At 65.9% G+C, this 13,547-nt stretch carries 14 protein-coding genes and 1 tRNA gene; 5 read left to right on the top strand and 10 right to left on the bottom strand.

What is annotated here, in order from left to right; all coding sequences use genetic code 11:
* Positions 1 to 9 precede the first annotated feature (9 nt).
* Positions 10 to 216: a cold-shock protein gene (locus DEJ31_RS07380; RefSeq protein WP_065963953.1), complete on the bottom strand. Its 207-nt coding sequence runs from the start codon at positions 214 to 216 to the stop codon at positions 10 to 12.
* Between the two features lie 122 nt (positions 217 to 338).
* The gene (locus DEJ31_RS07375) at positions 339 to 1,445 is read right to left on the bottom strand and encodes an acyl-CoA desaturase (protein WP_111121555.1); all 1,107 of its coding nucleotides are present in this window, start codon (positions 1,443 to 1,445) and stop codon (positions 339 to 341) included.
* A 196-nt stretch (positions 1,446 to 1,641) separates the two neighbouring features.
* Here DEJ31_RS07375 and DEJ31_RS07370 point away from each other — a divergent pair, with 196 nt between their 5' ends.
* Positions 1,642 to 1,929, top strand: coding sequence for a hypothetical protein (locus DEJ31_RS07370; RefSeq protein ID WP_111121554.1), 288 nt, complete (start codon positions 1,642 to 1,644; stop codon positions 1,927 to 1,929).
* Positions 1,930 to 2,002: 73 nt separating this feature from the next.
* A complete protein-coding gene (locus DEJ31_RS07365) occupies positions 2,003 to 2,386 on the top strand; it encodes an SseB family protein (protein WP_110904437.1) in 384 nt (127 codons plus the stop codon).
* A 44-nt stretch (positions 2,387 to 2,430) separates the two neighbouring features.
* Here the strand turns inward: DEJ31_RS07365 and radA are convergent, their stop codons facing one another.
* Together radA and DEJ31_RS07355 are read right to left on the bottom strand one after the other, a co-directional pair.
* Positions 2,431 to 3,792, bottom strand: coding sequence for a DNA repair protein RadA (gene radA, locus DEJ31_RS07360; protein WP_111121553.1), 1,362 nt, complete (start codon positions 3,790 to 3,792; stop codon positions 2,431 to 2,433).
* A gap of 9 nt (positions 3,793 to 3,801) precedes the next feature.
* Complete coding sequence (locus DEJ31_RS07355) at positions 3,802 to 4,770, bottom strand: SGNH/GDSL hydrolase family protein (RefSeq protein WP_111121552.1); 969 nt, start codon at positions 4,768 to 4,770, stop codon at positions 3,802 to 3,804.
* Positions 4,771 to 4,911: 141 nt separating this feature from the next.
* Between DEJ31_RS07355 and DEJ31_RS07350 the strand changes: the two genes are divergently transcribed.
* Positions 4,912 to 5,001: transfer RNA gene (locus DEJ31_RS07350), tRNA-Ser, on the top strand.
* Between the two features lie 89 nt (positions 5,002 to 5,090).
* Here DEJ31_RS07350 and DEJ31_RS07345 read toward each other — a convergent pair.
* The 4 genes from DEJ31_RS07345 to DEJ31_RS07330 all read right to left on the bottom strand — a co-directional run bounded on the left by DEJ31_RS07345 (position 5,091) and on the right by DEJ31_RS07330 (position 8,749).
* A complete protein-coding gene (locus tag DEJ31_RS07345; RefSeq protein WP_111121551.1) occupies positions 5,091 to 5,441 on the bottom strand; it encodes a hypothetical protein in 351 nt (116 codons plus the stop codon).
* 225 nt (positions 5,442 to 5,666) lie between these two features.
* Positions 5,667 to 6,859, bottom strand: a protein-coding gene (locus tag DEJ31_RS07340; protein WP_258366215.1) for an IS3 family transposase whose coding sequence is annotated in 2 segments (ribosomal slippage) — positions 5,667 to 6,572 and positions 6,575 to 6,859 — 1,191 coding nt in all. Because the reading frame shifts where the segments join, the coding sequence is not laid out codon by codon here.
* Positions 6,860 to 7,067: 208 nt separating this feature from the next.
* Positions 7,068 to 7,892 (bottom strand): hypothetical protein, encoded by an 825-nt coding sequence (locus tag DEJ31_RS07335; protein WP_146243114.1) that lies wholly within the window; start codon positions 7,890 to 7,892, stop codon positions 7,068 to 7,070.
* Between the two features lie 92 nt (positions 7,893 to 7,984).
* Positions 7,985 to 8,749, bottom strand: coding sequence for a helix-turn-helix transcriptional regulator (locus DEJ31_RS07330; protein WP_111121549.1), 765 nt, complete (start codon positions 8,747 to 8,749; stop codon positions 7,985 to 7,987).
* A gap of 874 nt (positions 8,750 to 9,623) precedes the next feature.
* Here DEJ31_RS07330 and DEJ31_RS07325 point away from each other — a divergent pair.
* Positions 9,624 to 10,379: a hypothetical protein gene (locus DEJ31_RS07325; RefSeq protein ID WP_146243113.1), complete on the top strand. Its 756-nt coding sequence runs from the start codon at positions 9,624 to 9,626 to the stop codon at positions 10,377 to 10,379.
* An 849-nt stretch (positions 10,380 to 11,228) separates the two neighbouring features.
* Here DEJ31_RS07325 and DEJ31_RS07320 read toward each other — a convergent pair.
* On the bottom strand, positions 11,229 to 11,480 hold the full coding sequence (locus DEJ31_RS07320) for a hypothetical protein (protein ID WP_111121547.1): 252 nt from the start codon (positions 11,478 to 11,480) through the stop codon (positions 11,229 to 11,231).
* A 340-nt stretch (positions 11,481 to 11,820) separates the two neighbouring features.
* Here DEJ31_RS07320 and DEJ31_RS16860 point away from each other — a divergent pair, with 340 nt between their 5' ends.
* Complete coding sequence (locus tag DEJ31_RS16860; RefSeq protein ID WP_146243112.1) at positions 11,821 to 12,993, top strand: hypothetical protein; 1,173 nt, start codon at positions 11,821 to 11,823, stop codon at positions 12,991 to 12,993.
* A gap of 54 nt (positions 12,994 to 13,047) precedes the next feature.
* On the opposite strand, the gene DEJ31_RS07310 is transcribed toward DEJ31_RS16860, so the two are convergent.
* Positions 13,048 to 13,407, bottom strand: a complete 360-nt coding sequence (locus tag DEJ31_RS07310; RefSeq protein ID WP_111121545.1) for a hypothetical protein — start codon at positions 13,405 to 13,407, stop codon at positions 13,048 to 13,050.
* Positions 13,408 to 13,547 lie beyond the last annotated feature (140 nt).

Genomic DNA, 13,547 nt, shown 5'->3' with positions numbered 1-13,547 from the left:
AGACCGGTACTAGCCGATGACGGTGATGTTCTCCGCCTGCGGGCCCTTGCGGCCCTCGGTGATCTCGAATTCGACCTTCTGGTTCTCCTCGAGCGACTTGTAGCCGTTGCCACCGATCGCAGAGAAGTGGGCGAAGACGTCAGCGCTGCCGTCGTCCGGCGCAATGAAGCCGAAGCCCTTTTCGTTGTTGAACCACTTGACAGTTCCAGTTGCCATTTCGGCGTTCCTTACTTTCTTACGTGCGCGGCGAGAGAATTCCACCACCGCGGGTTTCGACGACGTTGCCATCGAGTTGTGTGCGACACCCGGCATCGTGCGGGGTGACGGAGATCAGAGGTTCAGTGCAATCTGTAGGCACTGACCATCGGGCAGGTGAACGGGTCGCGCGCTGCGAGACCGACTCGGTTGAGGTACCGGACGACGATCCCGTAGGAGCGGAAGAGTGAAGTCTCCGTGTACGGGACCTCGTGCTGTTCGCAGTGCTCACGCACGAGGGCCTTCGCACGACGCAGGTTGGGCCGCGCCATGCTCGGGAACAGGTGGTGCTCTGCCTGGTGGTTGAGACCACCCAGCAGGTGGTCCACCCACACGCCACCAGTGATGTTACGGGAAGTTCGGACCTGACGCGAGAAGAAATCTATCTTGGCCCCCTCGGCGATGACCGGCATGCCCTTGTGGTTGGGCGCGAACGACCCTCCCATCATGACACCGAAGACCGCCATCTGGACCGCGAGGAACGCGAAACCGATGCCCAGCGGCATCACCGCGAAGACGAACCAGACGAGCAGACCGAAGCGTGCGACGAGCAGCACGGCCTCCAGGCGGCGCTCCCTCGCCGTGCCCTTCGCGGCCTTGCCGGTGACGACGGCACGGACTGACAGCCAGTGCAGGTTGGCGCCCTCGAGCGTCAGGAGCGGGAAGAACGCCCACCCCTGGACCATCGCGAGCTTCCGGAGGAACCCGCGCCGCTGCTGGGCGTCCTCCTCGATGAAGACCACGCCGTCCGGGGCGATGTCGGGGTCCTTGCCGATCGTGTTCGGGTTGCCGTGGTGGCGGTTGTGCTTGTTCATCCACCACGAGTACGACAGGCCGACGACGAAGACGCCGATCCAGCGACCGGCGTGGTCGTTCCACTTGCGCGAGGCGAAGATCTGGCGGTGTGCCGCCTCGTGCGAGAGGAACGCGAACTGCGTGAAGAGGACACCCAGGACCCCGGCGGGGATCAACTGGAACCACGACGCGCCGAGCAGGGCGGAGACGCCGAGGGTCGCGGCGGTGGCGACGACGAGGGACGCGAAGACCGCCCAGTAGAAGCCGGTCCGGCGTTCGAGGAGACCTTCGGTTCGGACCCGCTCGAGCAGGTCCTTGTACGTCGAGGTCGGTGTCGGCGCTCCGGGGGTCCGGGGAGCGGTCGAGCGGTAGAGGGTGGGCGATGGTGCCGGCATGAGAGCTGCTTCCCCATCAGGAACAGCCCTTCGGCCGTGCAACGAGAGTTCCCGCGACTGCGATTGAGGCGAAAGTAGTGACGTTGTCTGAGTTATCACCGCGAAGCGCGCCTGCTGAGTGCGTCTACAGGACGACGGGCGACTTCGTCACGGCGGCCGCGGCGTAGCGTCACGGACATCGACGGAAGGCTGGGCAATGAAGTACCTCATCTACGGGGTCGCCTCGGTCATGACGAGCGATGAGGCCGCATACGCCGTGCTCGACTACGCCACAGCCCTGGCCCAGTCCGGACTCGCCGATCGTGTCGATGTCCCCTCGGTGGACGACTACGGCATGGCGGCCACGTCGAGCTTCATCCTCGCCCCCGCGATCGGCGTCCTGGTGCAGTCCGTGCCCGACGATGAACTCGGGCCGGAGACCACCCAGTTCGCCGCTGACCCGCGCACCCGGACGCACGCGGTGCAGGTCGGACGGGTGCACTGAAGCGGTCCCGCCCTCCCCTGTCTGACGGTTTGACCGGACCCGTGCGCACTCGCATGCTGCTTGACTAGGGGCGATGGCAGAGAAGGAACAGCGCTTCCGGAGTGAACAGCTCGAGGAAGCCCTCGCGAAGCAGGACGTCGCCGCGGTGGCGTATGCGCTGCGCAACGACATCGTGATCGTCCCGCGGCTCGTCACCGGGAAGAAGGACATGCAGGTCCGGGTGTTCGGTCGTGAGGACTCGGACAAGCGCATCCTGCTGCTGTTCTCGTCGGCGGACGCCTACACCGCGATGGTGCCGGGCGAGAAGCTCCGGCAGGTCATGGTCTACGACGCCGCCCGACTCGAGGAGTTCCTGGCGGCACACCTCGACTCGCTCGAGGGCGTGTTCTTCGACATCGCCGGGCCGCACACCATGCAGTCGGAGCCAGCGGACCTGTTGGCCGCGCTGCGCGCCTGACCGGTCTGGAGGCTGTGTCTGGAAATCCAGACGGGCTGCCGATCTCAGAACGCGGCGTCGAGCTCGCGCTCTCGCGGTGACTTCGTCATCGAGAACGCGACCCGCAGGGCTTCGCGCAGGTGCTCGGCGTCAGCCCCCAGGACGGTCGTGAAGCCCAGACGTCCGGCCTCGTTCGCCCGCTGCTTCGCGCCGGTCGCCGCGCGGATCTCGCCGGCCAGGCTGATCTCCCCGATCGCGGCGAGGGTGTGCGGGTACGGGCGGTCCCGAGCGGCACTCGCCAGGGCGAGCACGATCGCCAGGTCGGCGCCCGGCTCGGTGAGCTTCATGCCGCCGACCGTCGACACGTAGACGTCGGCGTCCGACAGCTTGATGCCGGCGCGGCGTTCCAACACCGCGAGGAGCATCGCCACCCGGGACGCGTCGACACCGTTCACGACCCGACGTGGCTGCGGCGCGGAACTCGGGACGACGAGCGCCTGGATCTCGACCGGGAGGGCGCGTCGGCCTTCCATCGCCACGGTGATGCACGTGCCGGACACCGGGGCGCCGTTGCGGGACATGAACAGGCCGCTGGGGTCGGGGACCTCGTGGATGCCGTCGCCAGCCATGTCGAAGCACCCCACTTCGTCGGTGGGACCGAACCGGTTCTTCAGCGCTCGGACGAAGCGCAGCGCGGTCTGTCGATCGCCCTCGAAGTGGCAGACCACGTCGACCAGGTGTTCGAGCAGTCGGGGGCCGGCGATCGTGCCGTCCTTCGTGACGTGTCCGACGATGAGGACCGGGAGCGCCTTCTGCTTGGCCACACGGATCAGCGTCGAGGCGACTTCGCGGACCTGGGACGTGCCGCCCGCGATGCCGTCGACGGAGGCGGACGAGATGGTCTGCACGGAGTCGGCGATGAGGAGGTCCGGTTGCACCTGCTCGATCTGCCCGAGGATCACGCCGAGGTCGACCTCGCTCGCCAGGAACAGGTCGTCGTGCATGGCGCCGGTGCGCTCGGCACGGAGCCGGACCTGGTCGACCGACTCTTCAGCACTGACGTAGAGGACGCGCTTGCCCGTCGCAGCCGCGCGTGAGGCGACCTCGAGCAACAGGGTGGACTTGCCGACGCCGGGCTCACCGCTCAGCAGGACGGCCGCGCCCGGGACGATGCCGCCGCCGAGGACCCGGTCGAATTCACCGATGCCGGTCTGCCAGCGCTGGAAGGAGCCGCTGCGGGCTTCGGTGATCGGTCGGGCGATGCGGTTGCCGGTGACGGCGATCGACGTGGTGCCGCGTGTGCTCGCCGTCGCGGCAGATGCGTCCTCCACCGTTCCCCACGACTGGCACTCGCCGCAGCGGCCGACCCACTTGATGCTGTTCCAGCCGCACTCGGTGCAGCGGTAGGACGACTGGGGGCGGGCCATGCGACGAGGTTAGGCCGCTCCACCGACATCGGTCGGCTCATTGCCATCGGTCCGGCCGGGCAGCGGGAGCGACCCGGTGACGCGCTGTCGCAGGCGGTCGAGCGAGCTCGGACGGTCCGCCGTGTCGAGTGCTTCGGCGCCGTCGGTGTCCTGCTCGGCACGGGCGTGGGCGACGTCACCGGCCTGGCGACCGAGGTCTTCGGCTTCCCGCGCGGACAGGTACCGCCGGATGGCCGCGACGGTGTCGACCCGGGCGTCGACGGCGGGCTCGAACGCGCTCGCCCAGATCTCGTACCCACGGTCGTTCGGGTGGAACAGATCGCCGTAGGAGTTGAAGAACGTCCGACGGATCCCGACCCGTTTCGTGATCGCGTGCAGCGGCGCCACGGTCAGACCGAGTTCGTCGGCCACCCGGTGCACGATCTCGTTCGCGACGGCCACCTTGCGCTCGCGGTCGGGCACGAACATGCACGGCAACTCGGCGACGATCGCGTGCGACGGGACGGCGCCGTAGATCGCGCGGATGTTCCGCTCGAACTTGTCCGGGTGGAAGTCGGCGATGTCGTTCGCGCCGATCGAGACCGTGCAGACGTCGGGGGTGAAGTGCCGGAGCTTCGGGAGCTGGTCCTTCTTCGCACCCCACGTCGTGGCTCCCGACACGCTGAGGTTCACGACGCGCACGGTCATCCGCGACCGATGCCGGATCCGACGGCTGAGGAGCCCCACGTACCCGCGGCCGGGAGTCGTCGCACCGACGCCCTGTGCCGCCGAGTCCCCGATCGCCAGGTACGTCAACTGACCCTCGTGGTGGAGCCGTTCGCGCCACCAGTCGGCGTGCACCGGGAGCATGTCGACCACACGCTGCGACGCGGCCCGCTGTCCCCGGATCCCCGCCCGTGCGCCGAAGCCCGCTGCTCCGCTGACGACGGCGGCGCCGGCGAGGGAGGACAGCAGGGCGACGAGGGTGCGCGTTCTCATGCCGGAGACGGTACGCGCGGACCCTCGGGTCGAGGTCACCGTCGTGACGGTCTGGGGACGAGGCGCCGGAGGTGCGCGCCTGTGGAGGGGAGGCGTGCTGGGTGTCGCCGGGGGCCTCCCGGATCGTGTAAACTCTTCCCCGGTACCGTGTCCGAGCGGCCGAAGGATCATGTCTCGAAAACATGTGTGGGGGCAACTCCACCGTGGGTTCAAATCCCACCGGTACCGCCACAGGGCTGTTTGCGAAACTGGGCTGCCCAGTTTGCGAAACTCCCGATAGCAGAAGAGCCCCCGACCAAGCGGTCGGGGGCTCTTCTGTTTCAGTCTTCCCCTGTGATGTCCGGCTTGACTTCGACGCTGCGGAACTTTTTCCGGTTCCGTCCGTAGTCGGACCACCCGTGACGGTCTCGGCTGCGGACCTTCTTCTCGGCGGGCTTGGCTGCGGGGGCTGGCAGTGCGATGTCGGGTCGGATGGATGTGAGGTTGGAGCATCGCTTCTCCTTCTCGGTTGCGCGGAGCTGTGCGCGTGCGTAGTCAGCGATGCGCTTGTAGTTGAGCGCGGCTGCCTTGAACGTGAACACGTACTGGTTCGCGGCGAGGCCACGCATCCGTCGTTCGGTGTTCAGGTCAACGCGGAAGCCGGACTTGAGCTTGTCGTTGACTGACTCCACAACGTTTCGGTCGGTTCGGTAGACCTCGGACCAGGTGTCGCTGCCGTATCGGTACTTCTGCTGTTCGGTGATGAAGTCGTTCGGGTCGACGGTGATGGAGTCCTGGCAGCAGACAGCAGTTTCCGCCCAGCGCTTCGGGAGGTCCCTCTTGTGAACCTGCCCTGGGTCCCGCTTCCCTCGGAAAGCACGTGCGGGGTCTGCTGCACGGATAGGTGACAGTTGTAGTCACGCCACGAGGGCGACGTTGATCTTCATGATGGTTTCGAACTCGATGGGCGTCAATCGGCCGAGGCGGGCCTGACGTCGACGCCGGTGATAGGTCCGCTCGATCCAGGTCACGATCGCGATCCGCAGTTCTTCGCGCGTGGCCCACGTGCGTCGGTTCAGGACGTTCTTCTGCAGGAGCGCGAAAAAGCTTTCCATCGCGGCGTTGTCGCCGCAGGAAGCGACTCTGCCCATCGATCCGATCATGCCGTGGCGCGTCAACGCCTGCCGCAGCTTCCGGCTCCGAAATTGCGATCCTCTGTCCGAGTGCAGCGTGCATCCGGCGACGTCGCCGCGCATCCGGACCGCGTTCTCCAGCGCGGTCACGGCCAGCCTCGATTTCATGCGGGAGCCGATCGAGTACCCCACGATCCGACCCGAGCAGGCGTCCTTGATTGCGCAGAGGTAGAGCTTACCTTCGCCGGTGTTGTGCTCGGTGATGTCGGTCAACCACAGCCGATTCGGCGCCTCGGCCGCGAACACGTGCCGGGTCCGGCCCTGCTCGTCGGTCACCGTGCACAAGTCGTCGTGGACCGCCGGACCGGGCTTCTTGCCGCTCCTGCCGCGCTTCTTCCCGAAAACGCTCCACCAGCCGTTCTCCGACGCGATCGTCCATGCGGTCCGGTCCGCCATCGGTTCGCCGGCGTCGCAGGCCTCATCGGCGAGGAGCCGGTACCCGAACTCCGGGTCTTCCGTGTGTGCGTCGAACAGCGCGTTCGCCCGATACGCCCGCACCACCTCGGTTCGCGACACAGGAGCCGCCAGCCACCGGTAGTAGGGCTGGCGGGAGAGCTTGAGAACCCGGCACGTCACCGCGACGGGGATCCCGTCCGCGGCGAGCTCGCTCACGAGCGGGTAGAGCCTTTTCCCGGCAGGTTCGCCTGCGACAGATACGCCGCCGCTCGTCGCAGCACCTCGACTTCCTGCTCGAGGAGCCGGTTCCGCCGCCGCAACTCACGGACTTCGTCGGACTCGGCACGCGTCGTTCCGGGACGCTCCCCGTCTTCGACGGCAGCGCGGCGCAGCCACTTCGTCAACGTCATCGGGTGGACACCGAAGTCGGCGGCGATCTGCTCGATTGTCACTCCCGGCTCACGGCTCCGAGCAACACGCACGACATCGTCGCGGAACTCCTGCGGGTAGGGCTTGGGCACGATGGCATCCTTCCAGGCTGCCCTCCCGGGCAAGCCAGATCAGACGTCACCTATCCGTGCAGCAGACCCCTTCCTGCGTGCAGTACTTGATGAGATGGCGCGGTCACCGCGCCGTTCCGACGTCCCAATGAGAAGCCACGCGGATGAGCAGGAATGACAAGCGACTCTGCCGGTGCTGCACCCAGGTGAAGATAAGCCAGCTCTGATGCTAAGGACGCGTCGACTTTTCCTTGCCGCTGTCGTCGTACAGGTCTAGGAGGAACCGTACGTGCGCTGTGAGATCGCCGGTACGGAGCGCGTCGACAATCATGTCCTCGTAGCTTGCTTTCATCGACGCGGGTACCAGGATCGCGTCGTAGCCGTGAGACATGATGACGGCATTCATCGTGTACCGGCCGGTACGCTTGTTGCCGTCAAAGTAGAACTGCTGATACGCAGCGAACGCAGCCCAAGTCGCAGCTCTGACCACGGGGTGCTCGATCGTCTGGATACGGGCGAGACCTGCCTGCAACGCATCGTGTGTCAGGCGAGCGTCAAGAGCTCGGAAGCGTTCACCGCGACCTAGCTTCACGGAAGGGCCGTCGTATCGTTCCTTCTGGTCGCCGCGAAACGCGACCGACCTCACGTCAAGGTGCGACGCGATGAACATGTGCAGGTCGTCCGACAGCGACTGCGTCGGTTCAAGCTTGCCCTCGCGCACGCGGTTAACGAGGAACGTGACAGCTTTCAACAGGTCGCGGACCTGGTACTCCTCGCCCTCCGTGTGTCCGGGCACATGGGTCCCGCCGATGACCTCGACGATCTCCGGTTCTGTGTAGGAGATTCCTTCGAGCCATGCGTCGTTGAAAATCGCGTCGGTCTGCCGATCGCGGAACCGCGCTAGAGCCCGGTCCACACCTTTCGGCAAGACGGCGCGCATCGAATCGGACAAGTCCTCCCACGCCGGTTCCGGCACGGCTTGGTAGTCGGCCGGCACGGTCGGGTACTGCCTCAGCCGTTCCGCCCATGGATCGTCCGCGCCAATAAGTGACACTTCCGCCTCTGTAGCTCGGCCGATCGCCAATGCGCGGCCCACACCTCTCACCTGGTGCTGATTTGTTCCACGACCGCCTCCGGTCTTACCCATCAGAGCCTCCCTGCGCTATCGACGCTTGATGCGAGTACCCGTGCCAACGGCGCGGCATTGCCGCCTTCCACGCAAGCAACGAACGCTCGCCGGTACTCCTCCGCATGCTTGACCGGTGGAAACAACCATGGGTAGCCCTCGCTCAGGAGCACTTCATTCATCAGATGGGCCGACAGCGCTGGATCGGCGCCACCCGAGAGTGCCCGTGCGTACCAGTCGAGTGCACGTGGCACGGTCGAGAACCTCTCCTCTGGGAGGACCACTGCCTCGTTCGTCATCCACTGCAAGGGACGCCGCTGACCATGGAGGACGCGATTGATGCTGGCGCGAACCGATCGGGCGAGAACGCGAACGCGCCGCACGTCGATCGGATCGCCTTCCACCGTCCAGCCGTCGACGATGGTCTTGATTTTCCCCCAGCTCAAAGAGAGGCCTTCCGCGGCCGCGTACCCCTCGACGATCTCTGCGGCGTCCTGCCGAGCTTCGCGTGCCACCATGCCGGAGGTGCTCTGCAAGCTGTCGATGAAAGCGATGGCGTCCTGATCAAGATTTGGGTGCCACCCAATGGGCTCATGTGGGAGTCGCGCTGCGACGAGCGTCATCCCCAGCGCGCCAAGGATCCGGTTCGCGGTGTCGAGGCGCGGTACTTTCTGTCCGTGCTCGTAGTCGGATATCGCAGACCGGGATGTGCCTGACTTCGCTGCAAGATCGCTGACGGACAGCCCAGCGGCTTGTCGGGCGTTCCGCAGTTCGCGTGCGAACATGGCATCCTCCGTACTCGATTGGGTACATCGTAGGCGATCGCGCGTGGCACCCAGGGGTCTATGCGCGGAGCCGCGGCTCACTCGTTCCGTTCGCCGGTGTCATCGCGACATGGAGGTTCCATGCCGTAGGAGTCGAAGCCGTCAAGCGGTCTGCGGCACCGGCGAAAGTTGGTGCGGCAAGCGAGCCTCCGCAGCTCGACGAACACGTTCGAGGAGCCCGCCGAGCACCCGAAAGTCCCACGCGTAGTCGTCAGCGACCTGGATCCCATCAGCGTGCCGCTCATCCTCAACGTACCGGCGAACCCGAGGCAGTCGGCGTGACGAGACGGTAGCAGCAGGCCCCCGTGCGGCTATCTCGGACGGTCTGGTGTCAGTATCTCGGCAACGCGAAGAGCCCTGCGTCCCTGACATGTGCTTCCGCGAATCTGACCGGCGGATCGTCGTCCTGTCAGGACGGTCTTCGTGGCGCTGCGCAGGGCAGACGAGGTGCAAGCGCGCTTCCATGCGGAGGTTCCTGGGCGTCGCGATCCCGCAGTCCCGCGTCGTCGAGGACGAGGGGCGAAGGCCGCCCACTAATCGCCACTTCAGTTGGAACGGCCACAATAGTGGGCGTGTAGTTGCAGGGTCAGTCCCGGAGGAGCGGACACGGAATCCGCCGAACAACAACACCTCGAACGGCTCCTCGGCATGAGAACGAAAGCGGGTTACGCCTGCCGGCTGGCCTCAGCCGACGACGTAGCGCAAGCCCGACGGGCGCACGAAGCGCTCCTCAATCGAGTCGCTGAGGTCCCGCAGCAGCTGAAAAGGCGAAACAACAATGCCCCGCGCCTTCCGGTGCACTGTCCTCGAAACCGCGCGCGGCTAACCTACAGGGGTGCCGAAACGGAAAGCGCTCCAGCTGTGGATGATCGGGGCGTCGCTGGTCGTCGGCGGGCTCCTTCTTCGGAGTGTGCTCGACGTCTCCAAGGTGCAAATCCCGGTGGTGATCATCACCTGCGTCGGCGTCGCAGTGATGGGCATCGCCGTTGCCCGTGCTGCACGGAAACCGCGGCGCGCCGCCGAGGCGACCTCCGGCAGCACGGCGCCGACCGGGAAGCAGTACGACCCGCACCGTGCAGCCCGCGTGCGGCTCCTGCTCACTGAGATGGACAAGCGCATGGAAGCGGCGATACGCCGCGGGGCCGGCTTCGACACGAAGGCGGGATTCATGCTCACCGCGGCCGGCCTCATCGCAGCGAGCAGCGCCGTGACCGCCACCAGCTCGACCGCACCAGCACTGGCGAGAGTGCCGACAGGTTTGGCGCTCCTCGCAGTCGCAGCCGCGTTGTGGGCGCTTTGGACCAGGATGGTGAACGTACCCGACGCGCGCAGCATTGTGAGTGGATACGTCAACCGCAACGCATCCCCTGAACACCTCGAGGACGTCCTCCTCGAAGTGCGGACACAAGAAGTCGAAGCGCGAGAAGCGCACAACAGTCACCGGGCTGAGGCGGTGACGGTCGGTTTCGTTATGCTCGCCGCAGCGGTCGTGGCGCTGCTCGTGTTCGTCGCCGTCGCACCCCAACAGCAACCACCAGGAGCGCCTGATGCCACGCCAACCCCGACCCCAGCAGCAACCGAGCGACGATGACAAGCCCGCGGGACGCCCGGATGTGGCCGACATCATGAAGCCGTTGACCCATTCGGCCGACGGGGAAACCTTCGGATCAAAAGACGGCGAGCGAGGATGATGAGCGACACCGAGGACGACGACAACACTGAGAAGCCGAAACGGCCAGACGTCGGCGAGCTTTTCCGACGGGTGCAAGAAAGCAAGGATCCGCCGCCGCCTGGCCCTGACCAGTCGTAGACGCGCGGGCGCCTCCGGTCGAGATCGCAGAAGGACTCACGGCGAGCCTATGGAATCGGAACTGCGCTCCGACGTCGTAGCAAGGACAGCCGTCACGTCACTCGCCTGCGCTCGGTGACGCAACTGATCGCGCTTTTCACCCTCCGCTTGTATTGCCCGTACGCGCGCCGGTGGCGACGATAGGGGTATGCCTGCTGAATCCTGCGCGACCTGCGGAGTCCGACCCGCTGAACGGCGAGGTGAACACGTCTGGCCGCAGTGGCAGCTGAAGCTCCGCGACGCCAAGGGCCGGCCATCGGAACCGTGGCGTGCGAACGGGGACATCATCCGCAACCGTCATGACGTTCCAGTGCATCCGGAGCGTCGTCAGCGGGTGCTCCTACCCGCATGCCGCGGCTGCAATCAGACGATGAACAAGCGGGAATTGATGAGTCGGGTGAGGGCTGCACGTGCTGGTTCTTCGAACCGCCGTTGGACAGCGGCCGCGACCAGTGACGAGTGGGAGGCGATAGGGCGTTTGGTTCGCGAAGACACTCAGCCTCCTGGGGAACCCTCGCGCCCGGTACGACGAAGTCCCTCATTCACGAGAAGGCATCCCGCTTCGGATGGGGGCACCCCGACTACGGCTGGCTATACGACAGCGACGGCATCACACCAGACGGGCTCTCCCTCTACGTCTTCCGTATTGAGGACCGCGAACGCGGCCAAGCCCAGCACCGTATGCCTGTCCCCGCTCGAGTCGTCCAGGACGACGGCCACGTCGAGGACTTCCACCTGCTCATCCACGTCGAAGACGGGATCTGCGTTACCCTCCTCAACCATCCCGGATGGGTCGTCGAACACCCTCTCGTCGACGCCGGTGAAGCCTGGGAACTTCTGCATGGCGCACCCGAGGACGGAGCGACACTCGCATCGTTACCTGCGTTGCCGTGGAACACGATCATCTGGACCGGTGGGGAAGCTACGCTCAAACCCGGCCTCCGTCTCGGAGCCGCGCTCTCTCCGCTACGAGAAGCAGACGGTCCGCTCCCGGCCAGCATTGAGAAGCTCAGCATGAAAGCGCAACCCGATCACGGAGCGGAGCATCGCACCGCACGCCTCACCGCCGCCGGCAGCAAACGGCACTGACGGGCCGACTTGCAGGGGCTGACCCACTTCGACTGATGTGCGGGAGGTCTCCAGTATGTCAAGGGGTGTCGGAGCCGGCCGACAAGATGGGTCCATGCCCACCCCGACCGCTGCCAGCGTGATGGCATGGCTACCCGATCACCAGCTCCACGTACTCGGGTCGCTGGGGCACATCGACGATCAGATGCAGAACGTCGCCGAGCTCATCCAAGCGCACTCTCGTGCCGGGACCTTCGATCTTCGCAACGACGCCGTCGGCGATCGGATGCACACGATCATCGTCGGCGTGCATCCCATCCCTGCCGCCGTCAGTCGAAGCGTGGGCGACGTTGTCAGCGCGCTTCGTGGCGTCCTCGAACATGTGGTCTTCGCGGAGGTAGAGCACCGGGCAGACCGGGGGCTCAGTGAGGTCGAGGAGCGAGCCCTCGAAGTGCCTGCACTCCCCGCGAGCGACCAGTTCGACAAGTGGGTGCGGGACAAGCGCCGCCGAGACCTACCCGGGCTCGGAGAGGGAGGCGAACTTACGGAACGACTTCGCAAGCTGCAACCGTTCGCATGGAACGGCGACAACACGGCGCCGCTGCGGCTACTGGTCGACCATTCGAACGTGTCGAAGCACCGTCGTCCAGCGATGGTCGCAGCGCGCCTTGGTCGTGTCGTCGCCGACTTCGATGTGCCCGGTATGCAACTGGCGGAACCGAGCGGGCAACCAGCGCAGGATGGCGACCTGATCGCCGACGCGCCACTCCGCCCACGAGTGGGACTCGACCTATGGCCCATCATCGCGTTGCGGAGACCGGGCACCGACAGCTGGCCCGTTCTCATGGCAGAACTGTCCCTGCTCGAAACCTGGACTCGAGAAGTTGCGCTACCAACCCTGCTGAACCTCGGACCGGGCCAGGACCTTCCAGCAGCGACCGACGTGCACATCGGACACGTCGACAGCAGAGCGGCCGGAGCAGCGGCTGCAGGCCACGCCCCGGCAGCAACCCGGAACCAGGACCGGCTCGTCGCGGAAGGAGTCGTCCGACCCGCCTTCAAGGACGAGCTTCGCCGCCGTTGCAGCACCCCATCGGAGGTCACCGCAACTGCCGGCTGGGTCGACTCGCTGGGCGACGCGGAGGTCATCCGACGTTGGGATCGATTCGTCGCAATCGTGCCAAACGCAGCGCTATACGCCGAAGCAGCCGGGCAGCTCATCCGGACAGCAGTTCGATGGGAAGCTCAGCAACGGAGCACGCTGCCACGGAAGACAGTCAAACGCTGACCAACGGCTGCACTCGGTGGTGCCCTACGCCTGATGTCGGCGGCGTGAAGCGGGTCAGATACTCGGACCTTCAGCGGCAACGGTGACAGCCGGTTCCACCCACGCACGAACCTGCGTACGAGCGAGGCCCGACCGGTGCTGGCACTGGCAGCGTTCCATCGTGAGGGAGTCCGCGTCGGTGCAACCGTCAACGTCATGCAGTTCATTCGATGTCGGATGACCGCATCGGCAGACCGGGTTGTCGCCGTCGAGACCGTCCGAATACCTTACGACGGCGTCGTGCAGACCCCGCACCGCGTCGTTTGACTCCAAGCCACGGGCGGTCATCTGCACCCCGATCTCGACCAGCAGCGCATCGACCGCAGCCAGGAACGTTCGCTCCTCGGCAATGTTCGTCCAGCCGAACCCCACCATGCCTGCACTGCTCCGAGCGTGCGGACATACTGTTCCGCCCCGGGTTTAGTGGAGGCTCGGTAGTGCCGCTTCGACGGTAGTCGGAGCGGGGTTGTGACGGTAATGGCCTTGCTCGAACTCGACCGGCGGGACCATGCCGA

Origin of the sequence: Curtobacterium sp. MCPF17_031 (genome assembly GCF_003234035.1) — a bacterium.
GTDB lineage: Bacteria > Actinomycetota > Actinomycetes > Actinomycetales > Microbacteriaceae > Curtobacterium.
The sequence above is the reverse complement of the archived record's forward strand: the minus strand, read 5'-3'. Positions and strand labels throughout refer to the sequence as shown.

Coding starts and splice junctions, on each gene's coding strand:
- DEJ31_RS07380 (WP_065963953.1), bottom strand. CDS start 216: ATGGCAACTGGAACTGTCAAGTGGTTCAACAACGAAAAGGGCTTCGGC.
- DEJ31_RS07375 (WP_111121555.1), bottom strand. CDS start 1,445: ATGCCGGCACCATCGCCCACCCTCTACCGCTCGACCGCTCCCCGGACC.
- DEJ31_RS07370 (WP_111121554.1), top strand. CDS start 1,642: ATGAAGTACCTCATCTACGGGGTCGCCTCGGTCATGACGAGCGATGAG.
- DEJ31_RS07365 (WP_110904437.1), top strand. CDS start 2,003: ATGGCAGAGAAGGAACAGCGCTTCCGGAGTGAACAGCTCGAGGAAGCC.
- radA (WP_111121553.1), bottom strand. CDS start 3,792: ATGGCCCGCCCCCAGTCGTCCTACCGCTGCACCGAGTGCGGCTGGAAC.
- DEJ31_RS07355 (WP_111121552.1), bottom strand. CDS start 4,770: ATGAGAACGCGCACCCTCGTCGCCCTGCTGTCCTCCCTCGCCGGCGCC.
- DEJ31_RS07330 (WP_111121549.1), bottom strand. CDS start 8,749: ATGTTCGCACGCGAACTGCGGAACGCCCGACAAGCCGCTGGGCTGTCC.
- DEJ31_RS07320 (WP_111121547.1), bottom strand. CDS start 11,480: ATGCAGAAGTTCCCAGGCTTCACCGGCGTCGACGAGAGGGTGTTCGAC.
- DEJ31_RS16860 (WP_146243112.1), top strand. CDS start 11,821: ATGCCCACCCCGACCGCTGCCAGCGTGATGGCATGGCTACCCGATCAC.
- DEJ31_RS07310 (WP_111121545.1), bottom strand. CDS start 13,407: ATGGTGGGGTTCGGCTGGACGAACATTGCCGAGGAGCGAACGTTCCTG.